The organism is Bombella dulcis (genome assembly GCF_026385505.1).
GTDB lineage: Bacteria > Pseudomonadota > Alphaproteobacteria > Acetobacterales > Acetobacteraceae > Bombella > Bombella dulcis.
Genome location: NZ_JANIDV010000004.1, coordinates 106,205 through 123,394, shown reverse-complemented (window position 1 = coordinate 123,394; position 17,190 = coordinate 106,205). Strand labels below are relative to the sequence as shown.

Genomic DNA, 17,190 nt, shown 5'->3' with positions numbered 1-17,190 from the left:
AGGATCACACATGGCACGTGAGCCAAGAGAAGGCGGCCGTGGTGGTCGTGAGCGCGAGCAGGGTGATGAGCTGGTTGACAAGCTGGTAACCATCAACCGTGTCGCCAAGGTTGTTAAGGGTGGTCGGCGTTTTGCCTTCGCTGCTCTGGTCGTCGTTGGCGACCAGAAGGGCCGCGTCGGTTACGGTGCCGGCAAGGCACGTGAGGTGCCTGAGGCCATCCGTAAAGCAACCGAGCGTGCCCGCCGCAACATGATCCGTGTACCGATGAAAGAGGGCCGTACCCTGCATCATGATGCAGTGGGCCGCTTCGGTGCTGGTGAAGTTGTCGTGCGTGCGGCTGAGGCCGGTACGGGGATCATCGCTGGTGGTCCGATCCGTGCGGTCTTCGAGAGCCTGGGCGTGAGCGACGTTGTTGCCAAGAGCCTGGGAACCCGGAACCCGCATAACATGATCAAGGCCGCTTTTGACGCTCTCGAGCGTGCAAGCAGCCCGCGTCAGGTGGCGGCACGCCGTGGCAAGAAGACATTCGAGCTGTTCGGACGTCGTGAGCAGTCAGAAACGGAGGCTGCCAATGTCTGAGACAAAAGGCAAGACAATCCGGGTGACGCAGATCGCTTCAGTGATCGGCTCCAAACCGGGTCAGGCGGAGACGGTGAAGGGGCTGGGCCTGCGTGGCATCGGTTCCAGCCGTGAGCTGGAGGATACCTCTTCTGTCCGTGGCATGATCCGCAAGGTGTCCCACCTGGTGAAGGTGGAGGGTTGATATGAACCTGAATGAATTGCGTGATAACGCCGGGGCTCGCTATCGCAAGAAGCGTCTCGGACGTGGTATCGGTTCCGGTAAGGGCAAGACTTCCGGGAAAGGTCACAAGGGTCAGAAGGCCCGTTCCGGTGTGTCCATCAATGGCTTTGAGGGTGGTCAGCTCCCGATCTACCGTCGTATGCCGAAGCGTGGCTTCGTCAACATCTTCCGTAAGGAATATGCGGCGGTCAATATCGGTGCAGTGAGCAAGGCTCTGGAAACTGGCAAGCTTTCCGCTTCCGCCCCTGTGACTGAGGAAGCACTGCGCACGGCTGGTCTGATTGGTAGCCGCAAGGTTGCCGGCGTCCGGCTTCTGGCAAAAGGTGAACTGTCTCAGGGCGTGAACTTTGAGGTTGCTGGTGCTTCCGCTGCGGCTGTGGCTGCGGTTGAGAAGGCCGGTGGCTCTGTGAAAGTTCTTGCTGTGAAGAAGGAAGCTCAGGCTGAGGCCTGAGCCTGTCCTGCCCAGCCTGCTGGGACGACGGTGAACTAGTGAACAGCGTCCCGTACTGTGTGCGGTGACGCTGTTTTCATGAAAGGACGGGGAGATGGCTTCTGCCGCAGAACAGCTGGCCGGTAACCTGAATATGGGTGCCTTTGCGAAGGCGACGGAGCTGAAGAAACGGATCTGGTTTACACTGGGTGCGTTGATTGTTTATCGACTGGGAACATTCATCCCGGTTCCAGGTATTGATGCGTCCGTGCTGGGGCAGCTTGTCGGGGAGCATCAGGGTGGCATCCTGGGCATGCTGGACATGTTCACGGGTGGTGCGCTGGCGCGCATGACGATTTTCGCCCTCAACATCATGCCCTATATCAGTGCATCCATCATCATCCAGCTTCTTTCAACGGCTCTGCCTTCCATGGAGGCACTGAAGAAAGAAGGGGAAAGTGGACGCAAGAAACTCAACCAGTACACCCGCTATCTGACGGTTCTGATCGCCATTGTGCAGGCCTATGGCTTTGCCATGGGGCTGAGCAGTCTGCATACGCAGGCAGGGCTGAGTGCGGTGATTTCACCGGGGCCGACCTTCCTCGTCTCTTATGTTGTCATGCTGGTGACAGGAACCCTGTTCCTGATGTGGCTGGGTGAGCAGATCACGTCCCGAGGGATTGGCAATGGCATTTCGCTGATCATTTTCTCGGGTATCGTTGCCAACCTGCCCCATGCTCTGGGCAGCCTGCTGGAACTGGGACGGACCGGGGCCTTGTCTCCGATTTTCGTCGTGGTCTTCCTGCTGCTGGCACTGGCGGTCATCGCCTTCATTGTTTTCATGGAGCAGGCGCAGCGGCGTGTGGTGATCCAGTATCCCAAGCGTCAGGTGGGCAACCGCATCTATGGCGGTGATTCCACGCATATGCCGCTGAAGGTCAATACGGCGGGCGTCATTCCGCCGATCTTTGCGTCATCCGTGCTGCTGGTACCGGCAACCCTGTCCGGTTTCATGCATAATAATGGTGGGGTGCTTGGGCGTATCGGGCAGTGGCTCTCTCAGGGGCAGCCGCTCTATATGGCCTTCTACGCCTTCATGATCGTTTTCTTCTCCTATTTCTATGCAGCGGTGACCTTCAATCCGGAGGAAACGGCCGAGAATCTGAGAAAACAGGGCGGTTTTGTGCCGGGCATCCGTCCGGGTGCCAATACAGCCCGTTATTTTGATCAGATTCTCTCACGGCTGACGACCATTGGTGCTGCCTATATGGTGCTGGTCTGTCTGCTGCCGCAGTTCCTGATCAACAAGTACAATGTGCCGTTCTATTTTGGTGGTACCAGCCTGATCATCATTGTTTCGGTGACGATTGATACCGTTACACAGGTGCAGTCCCATCTGGTGGCGCATCAGTATCAGGGTCTGATCCGCAAGCAGCGGGGCCGCAAGGGGACACGCAGCCGGACTGGCAGGGAAAGAAGGAATTTACGTTGAATATCATTCTTCTTGGCCCGCCGGGTGCGGGCAAAGGGACGCAGGCCAAGCGACTGGAAGCCAGCCGGGGCATGAAGCAGATCTCTACAGGGGACATGCTGCGTGCCGAGGTGAAGGCCCAGTCTCCGATCGGCCTGCAGGTGAAGGAATTGATGGAGAAGGGGCATTTCGTCCCTGATCCGATCATCGTCCAGATGATTGAGAACCGGATTGCCCAGCCTGACTGTGCGGGTGGGGTCATCCTTGACGGTTTTCCCCGTACGGAGAGTCAGGCCGAGATTCTGGATTCCATGCTGAAGGAACAGAATCTTAAGATTGATGCCGTCATTCTTCTTGAGGTTGAGGAAGAGGCACTGGTGAAGCGTCTCTCCGAGCGTCAGCATGAGGATGGTTCCCGTCGGGCTGATGACCAGCCGGATGTCGTCCGTTCACGTCTGGATGTGTACCGTAAGCAGACGGCTCCTATTCTGCCCTATTATGAGCAGCATGGTCGCCTGAAGCGTGTGGATGGAATGCAGGATGTCGAGCTGGTCGGGAAGGCGATTGATGCCATTCTGGATCAGGCAGCTTCCTGAGAAATGAGCTGATCACGGAAAAGTGATCGTTAATGTTTGACTTGTCTGGCAGGGCAGTATATTCGCCCAGCATGAGATGAACGTTATGGTCTTGGTCACAGGGCTGGAATCGTTCTGGGGACCGACGCCGGTGAGCGGCCATGGTCCGGTCAGACAAAGATTTTTGTAAACACGGTTGTGAACCGTGTGGATGGGAGAATTGGCGTGGCACGTATTGCCGGCGTAAACATTCCGACCAACAAACGGGTGGTCATCGGTCTGCGCTATGTTTATGGCATTGGTCCGTCGAGCGCACAGGCTATCTGTGAGAAGCTCGGTATCGACAATGCCAAGCGCGTGAATGAACTGTCTGACGATGAGGTGACGAAGATCCGTGACCTGATCGACAGTGATTATCGTGTGGAGGGTGATCTCCGTCGTGAGACGGCGATGAACATCAAGCGTCTGATGGACCTTGGCTGCTATCGTGGCCTGCGTCATCGCCGTGGTCTGCCGGTTCGTGGTCAGCGTACGCATACCAACGCCCGTACCCGCAAGGGTAAGGCTGTTGCCATTGCAGGTAAGAAGAAAGCGACACGCTGATAGGCATCGCTTCTTTCACGCTATCGCAGATTTAGTAGGACAAGCATATTATGGCCAAGGCTGCCGCACCGCGTATCCGTAAGAAGGAGCGTAAAAACATCATTTCTGGTGTTGCTCACGTTCTTTCCACCTTTAACAACACGATGATCACGATTGCTGATGCCCAGGGCAATGCTATCGCATGGTCTTCCTCCGGCGCACAGGGCTTCAAGGGTTCCCGCAAGTCCACCCCGTATGCTGCCCAGGTGGCTGCCGAGGATGCTGGCCGCAAGGCTCGTGAGCATGGCATGGAGACACTGGAGATCGAGGTTTCCGGTCCCGGTTCAGGGCGTGAGAGCGCACTGCGTGCCCTTCAGGCTGTCGGGTTCACGATCACATCCATCCGCGACATGACGCCGGTCCCGCACAATGGCTGCCGTCCGCGTAAGCGTCGCCGCGTCTGATCTGGACGCCTGAAACTGGTGGGTCTGGCTGTCACGAATGGATGGTGCAGCCAGATTGACCTTGGTGAGTTCGTACCGCACGATAAGTGCGGGCCTGGCACCGCCATCCTGTGGCGGGCTTCGTTGTTTGAAAGGCCATGATCTTGGTTCTCCAGAAAAATTGGCAGTCTCTCATCAAACCGGAGAAGCTTGAAGTCGAGCCTGGCCCGGTTCCTTCCCGCATGGCAACCATTGTTGCAGAGCCGCTCGAGCGTGGCTTTGGCCTGACAATGGGCAATGCCCTGCGCCGTATTCTTCTTTCCTCTCTTCAGGGTGCTGCCGTCACGGCCATCCAGATTGATGGGGTTCTTCACGAGTTCTCGTCTGTGGCGGGAGTGCGTGAGGATGTGACTGACATCGTGCTGAACGTGAAGCAGCTTGCTCTGCGGATGCATGGTGAAGGGCCGAAGCGTATGGTTCTCACGGCCACAGGGCCGGGAGAGGTGACAGCCGGACAGATTCAGACGGGCCATGACATTGAGATCATGAATCCGGACCTGGTGATCTGCACGCTTGATGATGATGTCAAGCTTGGCATGGAATTCACGGTGAACATGGGCAAGGGCTACGTTCCTGCTTCTGCCAACCGTCCGGATGATGCCCCGATCGGCCTGATCCCCATTGATGCGATCTATTCACCGGTGCAGCGTGTTTCCTACAAGGTGGAGCCGACCCGTGTCGGTCAGGTCACCGACTATGACAAGCTGCTGCTGAGTGTTGAGACAAACGGAGTCGTGACTCCGGAAGATGCTCTGGCACTGGCTGCCCGCATCATGCAGGATCAGCTCCAGCTCTTCATCAACTTCGATGAGCCTCGTCCGGTTCAGAATGAAGAGCCGCAGGATGATCTGCCGTTCAGCCGTCACCTTCTGCGCAAGGTGGATGAGCTTGAGCTTTCCGTGCGTAGTGCAAACTGCCTGAAGAACGACAATATCGTGTATATTGGCGATCTGGTGCAGAAGAGCGAGCAGGAAATGTTGCGGACTCCGAATTTTGGTCGTAAGTCGCTGAATGAGATCAAGGAAGTGCTCACAGGCATGGGGCTGTCGCTGGGGATGAATGTCCCGGCCTGGCCGCCGGAGAGCATCGACGATCTGGCCCGGCGTCTTGACGAGACATTCTAAGAACCCCGGCTGGGAAGTTCGGGTAAAGGATTAGGGAAACAAAATGCGTCATAATCTGAGCGGACGTAAACTTGGCGTCACCTCCACTCATCGCGCTGCGATGTTCCGCAACATGGCTGTTGCGCTCATCAAGCATGAGCAGATCTCCACAACACTGCCGAAAGCCAAGGAGCTTCGTCCGGTTGTCGAGAAGCTGATCACACTGGCAAAGCGTGGCACGCTTCATGCCCGCCGTCAGGCTTTTGCGCAGTTGCGTGATGATGCCATCGTTGCCAAGCTGTTCTCCGAGCTGGGTCAGCGTTACGCCAGCCGTGCCGGTGGCTACAGCCGCGTGCTGAAGGCTGGCGTGCGTTACGGCGACAATGCCGACATGGCCGTGATCGAGTTGGTCGACCGCAATGTTGAAGCCAAGGGCAAGGATAGCGGTGCTGTTCAGACAGAAGAACAGGAAGCTGCTTGAGCTTTTTCTCCAATAGGAGAATAAAGGAAAGGTCGGTGCCATCAGGCATCGGCCTTTTTTCACGGGGTGAGAGTACCCGACAGAAAAGCAGGTAACGCCATGAGTTCTGATGATCTGAAACATGCATGCCGTCCATTCTGTGGACTGGTGACCGATGCAATCGAAGACCTGGTGATGGATCATCCCTGGGGATGGACCGGGTTTGCTTTTTTTGTAGGGGTGCTTCTGGGGCGAAAGAAAACATCGTGTCGGGAGAAGTCTTCTTCCTGAAGCAGAGGGGCATTGCCCTTCAGCAAAAAAGCACTTTCCTCCAGAGCGGAGAAAAGTGCTTTTTTTGTGCCCGGAACTTCAGTTCTTGTCTTTCTGGATGAAGCTGGGCACGAACGGGTTGTCAGTCTGGAGAGAATCCTTGGAGGGTAGCTGGCTCGTATCCCAGCCGCCGCCAATGTCGGTGATGAGGCGGATGACGCTTATGAGGCGTTGCTGCTGTATCTGCAGGCGTGTTTCTTCATATTGCAGGGCCATCTGCTGTGCTGAGATGACGGTGGTATAAATCTGCGTTCCGGCCAGATACTCATTCATGGAGACTTCCACAGCTTTCTGGGCACTGTCCACGGCCTGATTCTGGTACGTCATCTGGTCGCCCAGATAATGCAGGTTGGAAAGCTGATCCTCCGTATCCTGCAGGGCCTTCAGGACAACCTGCCGGTAATTGGCTACGGAATTGTCATAGTCAGCCTCAGCTTCCCGCACGGCGGCCGAGCGGGCACCACCATTGAAGAGGGTCTCGCTGGCGGCGGCTCCGAGAGACCATGTACGGGTGGCAAGCTGGATCAGATGCTCCAGCGGGTTACCGCTATAGCCATAACTGGCTGACAGTGTGATCTGCGGGTAGAAGGCTCCGATCTCGTAGCCGATCTCCGCATTGTAACCCTCCATCTCCCGTTCAGCCTGAGCAATGTCCGGGCGTCTCTGGAGCAGATCAGAGGGCAGGAAGCGGGGAATGGGCGGCAGGGTGGAGGGCAGAGGTGCGTGCTGGATGGTCAGGTCAGCCGGCGGACGGCCGATCAGCACGGCAATGGCGTGTTCATACTGGGCACGGGCCACATGGGCGTTGGAGAGGCTCGCCTGTGTGGATTGCAGCTGATATTTGGCCTGGAGGACACTGGTCGGGTCAGCAACGCCTGCTGCCAGTTGGTTGCTGAGAATTTCAAGATTGTGCTTGTAGAGGCCCACATTGCGCTCAAACAGGTCTATCAGGCTGTCCTGATAGCGCAGGTTCATGTAGTCCGTGGCCAGTTCCAGCTGGTAGGAGAGCTGCATGTTAGCCATCAGTGCTGCGCTGGACTGGGCGGAACTGACCTGCTGTTCTATCTGACGCCGGATCATGCCCCAGACGTCGATCGTCCAGCTCGCACTGGGGCCCATCGTCCAGGTGTTGGTCGTGGTGGTGAAGGTGTGCGGTTCGGCATTCAGCCCGCTGATGGTCCTCCCCCCGCTGGAGTTGCGGTTGAAGCCGAATTTGCCGTTGAGGGTCGGGAAGAGGCTGGCCCGCACGGAGTCGATCATGGCCCGTGCCTTGCGGTACTGCGCCTCATACTGTTTCAGGCTTTGGTTGGAGCTGGCAACTTGCTCCTCCAGCTGGTTCAGTGTCGGATCATTGAAGACCCGCCACCAGTCTCCCTTGGGCATGTTGCTCATGGCCGGGTTGGCCTTTTCCCAGCCGGTGGGCGGGGGAGCTTCCTTGAAGCGGGCTGAGATGATCGCCTTGGGTCTATGGTAGTCTGGCCCGACCATACAGCCTCCCAGTGTGGCGAGCAGGCCTGTTGTCAGGGCGGCGGTGCAAACAGCACGAAAGGGGAACGACATGAACATCCGGATGTTATGATGGGTGAAAGATTTTCTGCATCGTAGGGCACTATACCAGATGGTAGGAGATTTTTTATCATTATTACTTCTTAAAAAAGTTTACTAACGGATGGTATTTATTCCTCTGTCATGATGAGGTGGTCGTCGGTACCTAGAATTAGAAAAATAGCTTATCTGATTTGATGGATCGGCTTATAACTTTCTGATAAATGGTGCTTTTTCTATTTGGCTCAGCCGGTCGAGTGAGAGATAGACGACAGGGGTTGTATAGAGGGTCAGCAGCTGGCTGAGGCAGAGTCCACCAAGAATGGACAGGCCGAGAGGCTGGCGCATTTCACTGCCGTAATCGCCCTCAATGAGCAGGGGAACAGCTCCTAGGGCCGCTGCAAAGGTTGTCATGAGAATGGGGCGGAAGCGCAGATGGCTGGCATCCAGAATGGCGTCTTCTGCATTTTTTCCCTGATGGCGGGCATGGGTGGCGAAATCGATCAGCATGATGGCGTTCTTTTTCACGATGCCGATGAGCAGAATGACGCCAATCAGGGTCAGGAGCGAGAAAGGCTGGCCGAAAATGGCCACGGCCAGGAGAGCACCAACGCCTGCCGAAGGCAGGGTGGAGAGAATGGTCAGTGGATGGATCAGGCTTTCATACAGGATGCCCAGCACGACATAGACAGCCACCAGAGCGGCAAGGATGAGCAGTGGCTCCCGGCTGACGGATTTCTTGAGGTTGGCCGCATTGCCGGTGAAACCGCCTTGTATGTCACTGGGGAGGTGCAGGCGGATCATGGTTGCGTCCACGGCCTGTATGGCTGGCCCCAGAGAGGCCCCCGGTGCCAGATTGAAGGAAATGGTCGTGGCGACAAACTGCCCCTGATGATTGACGGAAAGCGGGGCATTGACGGGGCGCAGTGGCCCCAGAAGTGGCAGGGGCACCATCGTCTCGCTTCTGGTGGTGACGGCGGACCCGTTGGATGCCGATTTCCCTCCAGCCAGCGCATTGGCTACGGAGTTCATGTAGGAAAGCTGGCTCTGGGACAGGGTGGCGGACGCCGCACTGGCCCGTACCCGGATATTGTTGGAGGCATAGGCCCCGTTGGCGGTTCCACCCGTGACGCTGACACGCATCTGCTCCAGAAAGGCTGGATCGGCCCAGAAGGTGGGGGCGGCTTCCATGATGACACGATACTGGTTGAGTGGTCCGTAAATGACGGAAGCCGCCCGCTGGCCGAAGGCATCATAAAGGGCATTGCTGACCAGCTGGGGCGTGATGTTGTAACGGGCTTCCAGATCACGGGTGATGGCCAGCGTGATGCCCTGGCCGCCCTGTTCCATGTCGGAGGTCACGTCTGCCAGCATGGGCAGATGGGAGAGGGCCTCCACGATCCGGGGCGTCCACTGGTACAGCTCTTCAGCCGAGTTGCCCTGAAGGCTGTACTGGTAGGCCCCATCTGTCGAGCGTGCTCCACCACCAATCATGCTGGGTAGGCGCAGCCGGATGGAGAAACCGGCCTTGCGGTGGAAGATATGGTTGAGCCGGTTGATGGTGACGGAGATGTCGTGCGGCCGCTCGCTTTTCGGTTTCAGCGTGACGAACAGGTTCACGGAATTGGCGGACCGCTTGCCGAGGCCCCCGATGACACTGACGATGTCCGGGTCTTTTGCCAGCCGTTTTTCCACCCGGATGGTCAGGGCCTGAAGGGCATGGAAGGAAATGTCCTGATCCGCCACCAGCCGCCCCATGATCATGCTCTCATCCTGCTGGGGAAAAAGCTCCTTGGGCAGAGTGGTAAAGAGCCAGCCTGCCAGAACCAGACTGAGCGGCAGGGAAAGCAGCACAGGCACCGGATGGCGCATCACGGCATGGAGTGACCGCATGTAACCCGCCGCCAGGTGCTGGAAGCCCCGGTCCAGCCTGTCACCGCACCAGCTCAGGCCACGCCGGAGAGGGCCTGAGCCGGACTGGGGCAGGCGTTCCTTCGTGGAGAAAAGCAGGGTACTGAGCATGGGGGTCAGGCTGAGGGACAGCATCATGGAGACACAGAGTGCCAGAATGATCGTCATGGCGAATTCATGGAAGAACAGGCCGGAGATGCCTTCCATGAGCAGGATGGGCACGAAGACCACGATCAGGGACAGCGTGATGGAAATGACGGTGAAGATGACTTCCCCTGTCCCGTCTATGGCGGCCTGTCGGGCGGGTTTGCCCATTTCCCGGTGGCGGGTGATGTTTTCCAGCACGACAATGGCGTCATCCACGACAAAGCCGGTCACGATGGTCAGGGCCATGAGCGACATGATGTCGAGCTGGTACCCCAGCAGCTGCATCAGGGCAAAGGTGGTGACGATGGAGGTGGGAACGACAACAGCCGGGATGAGGACGGAGACGGCATCCCTGAGGAAAAGCAGTACGACCAGCACGACCAGCATGACGGCCAGAATGAGGGTCCGCTGTGTATCGGCAAGAGAGGCCCGTATGGTGACGGAACGATCCAGCTGGAGGTCCAGCTGCGTGTTGCCCGGCAGGGCTGCCCGCAGGGTGGGCAGGCGGGCCTTCAGCTCATCGGTTGTCTGGATGACGTTGGCCCCGCTCTGGGGGTAGACGGTACAGATGATGTCCGGTTCGCCGTTGACGTAACCGGCCTGACGGAGGTCTTCGGCACTGTCCACCACGTCTGCCACGTCGGAGAGGCGGACAGGCTGGCCGTTGCGGTAGGCGACAACGAGTGACCGATAGGCACTGGCCTCGGTGGCCTGATCGTTGGTGGCCAGAATGAGGCGCGTGCCCTGAAGCTCGATGAAGCCCTTGGGCGTATGGGCGTTGGCGGAGGTCAGGGCCGCCCGGATGTCCTCGAAGCCGATGCCATAGCGGAAAAGACGCAGCGGGTTGATTTCCACCCGCACGGCAGGAAGGGCACTGCCATGAATGTCCACATTGCCCACGCCTTCCACCTGACTGAGACCGGGCATGATGACATTGTTGGCGAAATCATAGAGCTGCTGGGGGGTGCGTGTGGAGGAGGTGAGCGTCAGGACCATGATGGGTGGCCCGTTCGCATTGGCCTTCATGTAGCTGGGGTCGCTGCGCAAGGTTGTGGGCAGGTCCTGTCGGGCCGCCCGCAGGGAGGACTGGACGTCTCTTGCGGCACTGTCGATGTTCCGTGAGAGATCGAACTGGAGAAGAATCCGGGTCTGGTTCACGGTGGACTGGGAGGTGATCTCCCTTATTCCGGCAATGGCTCCCAGATGGCGTTCAAGCGGTTCGGCAATCGTGCTGGCGATTTCGGAAGGGGAGCCGCCCGGCTGGTTGGCAATGACCATGACAACCGGGAAATCGACATTCGGCAGGTCAGAGACGGGGAGATTCAGATAACCGATACAGCCGGCCAGAAACATGGCCAGCGTCATGAGGCCCGTGCCAACAGGCCGTGTGACGAAGAGACGTATCAGCGTCACTGTGTATCAGCAGGAAGACCATTCCCGCTGAAGCGTCTGCCGATGAGGCCCTTCACCGCCAGGCTGCACTGGTTCATGAAAAGATAGATGACCGGCGTGGTGAAGAGGGTGAGAAGCTGGGAGAGCATCAGCCCGAAGACGATGGCGACCCCCAGGGGACGGCGCAGTTCGGCCCCCGTGCCTTCACTGAGCAGCAGCGGCAGTGCCCCGAAGAGGGCGGCAAGGGTCGTCATGAGGATCGGACGGAACCGCAGCAGGGCGGCCTGACGGATGGCCTCAAGCGGGGGAAGGCCATCCTGACGCTCTGCCTGGAGGGCAAAGTCGATCATCATGATGGCGTTTTTCTTCACAATGCCGATCAGCAGCACGATTCCGATGATGCCCATGATGTCCAGCGGCATGCCGAACCCGTACAGCCCCAGCAGTGCCCCGATGGCTGCGGAGGGCAGGGTGGAGAGGATGGTCACCGGGTGAATGAAGCTCTCATACAGGACACCCAGTACGATATAGACAGCCACGAGAGCCGCCACGACCAGCCCCACCTCATTTCTCAGGGAGTTCTGGAAGGCGGCGGCCGTCCCCTGGAAGGCCGTCTGGAATGTGGCGGGCAGACCGATCTTCTCACGGATATGCTCGATGGCTGTCGTGGCTTCACCCAGAGCGTGATGCGGGGCTACGTTGAAGGAAATGGTCGTGGCGGGGAACTGGCCATAATGGGTGATGAGCAGTGGCGAGACGATGCGGGTCAGGTTTGTGACCTGAAGAAGGGGGACAAGCCCTGATGTGGGCTGGCGGCTGGGGCCGCTCGTGCTGCCACCGGCCTCGGAGGAAATGCCGGGGAGGTAAAGCTGGGACAGGCTGCTTTCATGCGTCTGGAAGCGGGGGTCGGTCTCCAGAATGACACGGTACTGGTTGGACTGCGTATAGATGGTGGAGACCTGCCGCTGGCCGAAACTGTCATAAAGCAGGTTGTCGACTGTCTGCGGCGTGATGGAATAGCGGGCACCGTTCGTGCGGTCCAGCGTGAGCATGGCCGTCAGCCCGTCCGCCTGAAGGTCGGAGGTGATGCCGCTCAGTGAGGGTTCATGTTTCACGGCATCGAGGAAGCGGGGTACCCAGAGGGCGAAATCACCATAATCGGGTGTCTCGAGCATGAACTGGTACTGCATGGCCGAGACGGAAGATTCCAGAGAGAGGTCCTGTACGGGCTGGGTATAGAGATGAACGCCGGGCAGGGTCACGGCCTCTTTCTCCAGCCGTGCCTGGATGGCAGCCAGTGAGCTGGTCCGCTTTTCCTGTGGCCTGAGATTGATGAGGAAGCGGCCGGAATTGAGCGTCATGTTCTGCCCGTCAATGCCGATGAAGGAGGACAGGCTGACGACATCCGGGTCATTGATGAGGCGTGCCCCCAGCTCGGCCTGTTTCTTTTTCATGCCTTCAAAGGAGATGTTGGCGGGCATGACGGAAATGCCCTGGATGACGCCGGTATCCTGCGGCGGGAAGAAGCCTTTGGGGATGGACCATGCCAGTACGCCCGTCAGGACGATGCTGGCCAGTGTGGTCAGCAGGGTCAGGGGCTGGTGGCGGAGGACCACATTCAGGGCACGGTCATAGTGGCTGATGCACCAGTCCATGAGCTGGTTGGTCTTCCGGGCAAATCCGGCCAGACGGCTGGGTTTCTTCCGCGGCTGGCCGTCTCTGTCGGTTCTGCGCTCGGTCAGCATGCGGGCGCACATCATGGGGACGAGCGTGATGGAGACAAGGGCCGAGATGCTGATGGTGATGGCCAGTGTCATAGCGAATTCATGGAAGAGACGCCCCACCACGTCACTCATGAAGAGCAGGGGAATGAGCACGGCAATCAGCGACACGGTCAGGGAGATGATGGTGAAGCCGATTTCCTTTGCCCCCTTCAGGGCCGCGCTGTAGCGATCCTCTCCGGCCTCCACGAAACGGGAAATGTTCTCGATGACCACGATCGCATCATCCACCACGAAGCCGGAGGCGATGGTCAGGGACATGAGGGACAGATTGTCCAGCGAGAAACCCAGCATGTACATGGCCGACAGGGTGCCGATCAGCGACAGGGGAACGGACAGGCCGGGGATGATGGTGGCCGGGACGTTGCAGAGGAAGACGAAAATGACCCCCACCACGAGCAGCATGGCCAGGACCAGCTCGAACCCCACATCCTTGACGGAAGCCCGGATGGTGGTTGTCCGGTCCGTCAGCGGAATGATGTCGATGCCCGGTGGCAGGTCCTGCTTCAGGCGGGGCAGGATGGCCCGTACGTTGTCCGCCACGGCAATGACATTGGCCCCCGGCTGACGCTGGATGTTGAGGATCAGGGCCGGTGTTTTGTTGGCCCATGCGGCAAGCTGGCTGTTCTCCGCCCCTTCCACGACACGTCCGACATCCCGCAGGCGGATCGGCCCGTTATTCTGGTAGGCGATGACCTGATTCATCAGCTGTCCGACGGACTGTATCTGCCCGTCAATCCGCAGGGAGGTGGCGTGCTGGGGGCCATCGAATGTTCCGGTCGGGGAATTGACGTTCACCGTGCCGATGATGGTCCGTACCGTATCCAGTGCAATGCCGTAGGATGTCAGCTTGGGCACGTTGATCTGCACCCGGTAGGCCTTGCGGTTGCCGCCGGAGAGCGTGACCAGCCCGACGCCGGAAATCTGGCTGATCTTCTGTTCCAGCCGCGTGTTGACGTAATCCTCCACCTCCGGCAGCGGCATGATGCGGGAGGTGATTCCCAGTGTCATGACGGGCGTGTCAGCCGGGTTGACCTTGGCGTAGATCGGTGGTGCCGGAAGATCGTTGGGCAGAAGGGAGCCGACATTGTTGATGGCTGCCTGCACTTCCTGCTCGGCAATGTCCATCTTCATGTTCAGCTTGAAACGCAGCGTGATGACGGAGGCCCCGCCGGAGGACTGGGATGTCATCTGGTCCAGCCCGGCCATCTGGCCCAGCTGTGTCTCCAGCGGGGCCGTGATGGAGGTGCTCATCACGTCCGGGCTGGCACCGGGATAGAAGGTGGAAACCGTGATGGTGGGGTATTCCACTTCCGGCAGGGCGGACAGGGGGAGGAAGAGATAGCCCAGCACGCCAGCCAGCATGATGGCCAGCATGAGCAGGCTGGTGGCAACGGGGCGTTCGATGAAGAGACGTGAGGGATTCACAGGCTCATGGTTCCGGTCAGCGTGCGGGCAGGAGGCGGGGGTGGAGAGTGTTGACCTTCATCAGTGGTGACGTGCCGGGGCGTCGGCCCCGCCCAGTGTGGAGCCGGGACCGGCCGCAATGACGATCTTGCTGCCGGGGCGGAGATGGTTGATGCCGTCCGTGACGACCCTGTCCCCTTCCTGGATGCCGGAATTGATGACGGTATAGTGGTCGTCATTATGGCCGACCTCCACGGGGCGGATGGCGACGGTCATGTCCTTCTGCACGACATAGACGAAGGCACCGTCAGGGCCTGTCTGTATGGCACTGCCGGGGACGACAAGCGCATTCTTCAGGGTCTGGACCAGCAGGCGGGCATTGACGAACTCGTTGGGGAAGAGGCGTTCATTCTCATTGGGGAAAATGCCACGCAGGCGCACGGTTCCCGTGGCGGTGTCGATCTGGCTGTCCAGCGCATTGACCGTTCCTGAGGCGAGCTTGCGGGTGTTGTCGCTGCTCCATGCTTCCACAGTCAGGTGGGGATGGGTGTTCAGCTGTTCCTGCACTTCAGGCAGGTTGTTCTGGGGCAGGGTGAAGATGACGGAGATGGGCTGCATCTGTGTCAGTGTCGTCAGGCCGCCGGACTGGCCGACAGTGACGTAGTTGCCGACGTCCAGCGCACGGATGCCGACCCTGCCATCCACCGGGGCGATGATGTGGCAGTACATGAGGTTCAGCTCCGCATTGAGGACATTGGCCTCATCAAAGGCGACCTGTCCTTCCAGCTGCTTGACGGTGAATTCCTGGTCCCGGGCCGTCATGGCGGAGGTGGAGTTCTGTTTTATCAGTTTCTGGTAACGGGCATTGTCCACCCGGGCCTTGGCCAGCTGGGCACGGTCCGCATCCAGCGTTCCCTGATACTGGTGCAGCGTGGCGACGTAGGGGCGGGGGTCGATCAGTTCCAGCTCGTCACCACGGTGGACATGCTGTCCTTCCTGATAATAGACGGCCAGGATATGCCCGCTGACACGGGGGGTGATGGTCACGTTGGTGACAGGTACAACCGTACCGAGTAGCTGCAGGACGACAGGCATGTCCGCCCGGTGGGCAGCCTCGACGGCCACGGCCTGTGGCACCTCGCCATGACTGCGGGTGATCGGTCTGTCACCGTTGTATGAGTGCAGGATGAAAAAGAGGCCGACCAGTAGCAGGATACCCCCGACGAACCACCATTTCTTCCCCTTTCTGGCAGGACCGGTTTCCATAGATGGGGCAGCACTCATGTGGTATGGTACTCCTGTGGTAGGGACGGTGAAAGTCTATATATAATACGAACACATTGCTAGGAAGCTCGGGGCATGGTAGAGGGAGTAGAGCAGAATTGCAGCTTAATATTCTGTATTTTTTGTAAAAATATATTTTTCTCTCCCCTCAGAAGAGGCTTAACTCCCCCCTTGAAGAGCGCGCATGTGGGGTGCATATTCCTTGGGCGGTACTCGTTCGTACAAGGTACGGAGTGGCCCGCGGGTAGGCTAACGTATAATGTACTGAGACGTTGATGGGAGAGATGGACATGGTTGATACAACTTCTATGAAAGCTGGAGGGTTTGTGCAGGAAGCCAAAGGCCGGGTCAAGGATGCTGTTGGTGCGATCTCCGGTGATGCGGCCATGCAGGCGGGTGGCAAGATCGACCAGTTTGGTGGCCGTGCGAAGCATGAATTCGCTGATCTCTATGACGCCCATGAGAGTCGTTTGGAGGCCGTGACAGCATTCATTCAGGAGCGTCCGCTTGTCTCGTTGGGGATTGTCGCCCTCGTTGGGCTGGTAATTGGTCGTCTCTTCTTCAGAAAGCGCGGTTAGGGAATGGGACGGGAGGCCAGAGAGGGATCATGCAGTGGTATTACGAGCGTGATGGTCAGCCGATCGGACCGGTGTCGCAAGCCGAGGTGATTCGGCTGATTGTTCGTCGTCGTATTTGCCCGCAGACTCTCGTCTGGCATCCGGGTCTCGGAGCGGAGTGGTGTCCTGCCGATAGGGCGGGATTGGTGCCTCCTTCCGCTGGTGTGAAGATATTGTTCACGAGGGGAGACCGGTGCGAGGGCATCTCTGACACCCTGAAGGAGCCGGGTAGCGTGTCGTCCGTCTGGGCGTGGCTCATGCTGTTGCCGGGGCTTGTTGATCTTCTCCTGCTCATGGCGGGGCAGCGGACACACTGGGCTGTCACACCGGGCCGCCCCGTGACGGGCCTCTGTATTTACGCCATCCTTTTCCTCACCCTGATAAAAGACCGGCAGACGCTGGATCGTGCAGGGGTGAAACCTCCTTCCTTCTGGTGGTGGCTGTTCCTGCCGGGGTATTTCTGGTGCCGCCGCAAGGTGCTGCGCCGGGGTGGCGGGCTGTTCGCTGCCTGCCTGATTCTGGGGTTTCTGGAGGCTGCCGTTCTGCTCTCCAATCCGCCGCCGGGTTTTGAGCCGCTGCTCATGAGCCAGAAGCAGACGGAGCGGCCTGCGGCCACGGCCCCGCAGAAGACACCGGAAACCGCACATGAGGGGCAGCAGGGAGCCGGAAAAGAAGATCAGCCTTCTGATGCGCCGTCTTCATCGGATGAACAGATACAGCTCTGATGGATGAAGCAGAATGCGGACCTGCCTGTCTTTCCCGGCATGGCAGGTGCATTTTTCTCTCTTGACTCATTTTATTTTTAAAAAGGGGCTTTTCTTTCGACTCGGAGTGATTCAGAATCGGCAC

15 protein-coding genes are annotated in these 17,190 nt (G+C 58.7%); 11 read left to right on the top strand and 4 right to left on the bottom strand.

Going from position 1 to position 17,190, the window contains the following annotated elements; genetic code table 11:
• Nucleotides 1-10: 10 nt before the first annotated feature.
• The 9 genes from rpsE to rplQ all read left to right on the top strand — a co-directional run bounded on the left by rpsE (nucleotide 11) and on the right by rplQ (nucleotide 5,948).
• Nucleotides 11-580: a 30S ribosomal protein S5 gene (gene rpsE, locus NQF87_RS07015; RefSeq protein WP_099026819.1), complete on the top strand. Its 570-nt coding sequence runs from the start codon at nucleotides 11-13 to the stop codon at nucleotides 578-580.
• Nucleotides 573-764: a 50S ribosomal protein L30 gene (gene rpmD, locus NQF87_RS07010; protein WP_077396243.1), complete on the top strand. Its 192-nt coding sequence runs from the start codon at nucleotides 573-575 to the stop codon at nucleotides 762-764. The genes rpsE and rpmD overlap by 8 nt, the downstream gene beginning before the upstream one ends.
• 1 nt (nucleotide 765) lies before the next feature.
• On the top strand, nucleotides 766-1,254 hold the full coding sequence (gene rplO / locus NQF87_RS07005; RefSeq protein ID WP_266127709.1) for a 50S ribosomal protein L15: 489 nt from the start codon (nucleotides 766-768) through the stop codon (nucleotides 1,252-1,254).
• 94 nt (nucleotides 1,255-1,348) lie between these two features.
• A complete protein-coding gene (gene secY, locus NQF87_RS07000; RefSeq protein ID WP_266127708.1) occupies nucleotides 1,349-2,725 on the top strand; it encodes a preprotein translocase subunit SecY in 1,377 nt (458 codons plus the stop codon).
• A complete protein-coding gene (locus NQF87_RS06995) occupies nucleotides 2,722-3,300 on the top strand; it encodes an adenylate kinase (protein ID WP_266127707.1) in 579 nt (192 codons plus the stop codon). Before secY ends, NQF87_RS06995 begins: the two co-directional genes overlap by 4 nt.
• Before the next feature lie 204 nt (nucleotides 3,301-3,504).
• On the top strand, nucleotides 3,505-3,882 hold the full coding sequence (rpsM, locus tag NQF87_RS06990; protein ID WP_043558318.1) for a 30S ribosomal protein S13: 378 nt from the start codon (nucleotides 3,505-3,507) through the stop codon (nucleotides 3,880-3,882).
• A gap of 50 nt (nucleotides 3,883-3,932) precedes the next feature.
• Nucleotides 3,933-4,325 (top strand): 30S ribosomal protein S11, encoded by a 393-nt coding sequence (gene rpsK / locus NQF87_RS06985; RefSeq protein ID WP_043557862.1) that lies wholly within the window; start codon nucleotides 3,933-3,935, stop codon nucleotides 4,323-4,325.
• 143 nt (nucleotides 4,326-4,468) lie between these two features.
• Nucleotides 4,469-5,488, top strand: a complete 1,020-nt coding sequence (locus NQF87_RS06980; RefSeq protein ID WP_266127706.1) for a DNA-directed RNA polymerase subunit alpha — start codon at nucleotides 4,469-4,471, stop codon at nucleotides 5,486-5,488.
• Nucleotides 5,489-5,531: 43 nt separating this feature from the next.
• Nucleotides 5,532-5,948 (top strand): 50S ribosomal protein L17, encoded by a 417-nt coding sequence (gene rplQ / locus NQF87_RS06975; RefSeq protein WP_266127705.1) that lies wholly within the window; start codon nucleotides 5,532-5,534, stop codon nucleotides 5,946-5,948.
• A 348-nt stretch (nucleotides 5,949-6,296) separates the two neighbouring features.
• On the opposite strand, the gene NQF87_RS06970 is transcribed toward rplQ, so the two are convergent.
• The 4 genes from NQF87_RS06970 to NQF87_RS06955 form a co-directional block, all read right to left on the bottom strand.
• Nucleotides 6,297-7,817, bottom strand: a complete 1,521-nt coding sequence (locus NQF87_RS06970; RefSeq protein ID WP_266127704.1) for an efflux transporter outer membrane subunit — start codon at nucleotides 7,815-7,817, stop codon at nucleotides 6,297-6,299.
• Nucleotides 7,818-8,009: 192 nt separating this feature from the next.
• Nucleotides 8,010-11,273, bottom strand: a complete 3,264-nt coding sequence (locus NQF87_RS06965) for an efflux RND transporter permease subunit (protein ID WP_266127703.1) — start codon at nucleotides 11,271-11,273, stop codon at nucleotides 8,010-8,012.
• On the bottom strand, nucleotides 11,270-14,461 hold the full coding sequence (locus NQF87_RS06960) for an efflux RND transporter permease subunit (RefSeq protein ID WP_266127702.1): 3,192 nt from the start codon (nucleotides 14,459-14,461) through the stop codon (nucleotides 11,270-11,272). Before NQF87_RS06960 ends, NQF87_RS06965 begins: the two co-directional genes overlap by 4 nt.
• Nucleotides 14,462-14,521: 60 nt before the next feature.
• The gene (locus NQF87_RS06955; protein WP_266127701.1) at nucleotides 14,522-15,724 is read right to left on the bottom strand and encodes an efflux RND transporter periplasmic adaptor subunit; all 1,203 of its coding nucleotides are present in this window, start codon (nucleotides 15,722-15,724) and stop codon (nucleotides 14,522-14,524) included.
• A gap of 290 nt (nucleotides 15,725-16,014) precedes the next feature.
• On the opposite strand from NQF87_RS06955, the gene NQF87_RS06950 reads away from it, so the two are divergent.
• Both NQF87_RS06950 and NQF87_RS06945 read left to right on the top strand, forming a co-directional pair.
• Nucleotides 16,015-16,302: a CsbD family protein gene (locus NQF87_RS06950; protein WP_266127700.1), complete on the top strand. Its 288-nt coding sequence runs from the start codon at nucleotides 16,015-16,017 to the stop codon at nucleotides 16,300-16,302.
• 29 nt (nucleotides 16,303-16,331) lie between these two features.
• Nucleotides 16,332-17,066: a DUF4339 domain-containing protein gene (locus NQF87_RS06945; protein ID WP_266127699.1), complete on the top strand. Its 735-nt coding sequence runs from the start codon at nucleotides 16,332-16,334 to the stop codon at nucleotides 17,064-17,066.
• Nucleotides 17,067-17,190 lie beyond the last annotated feature (124 nt).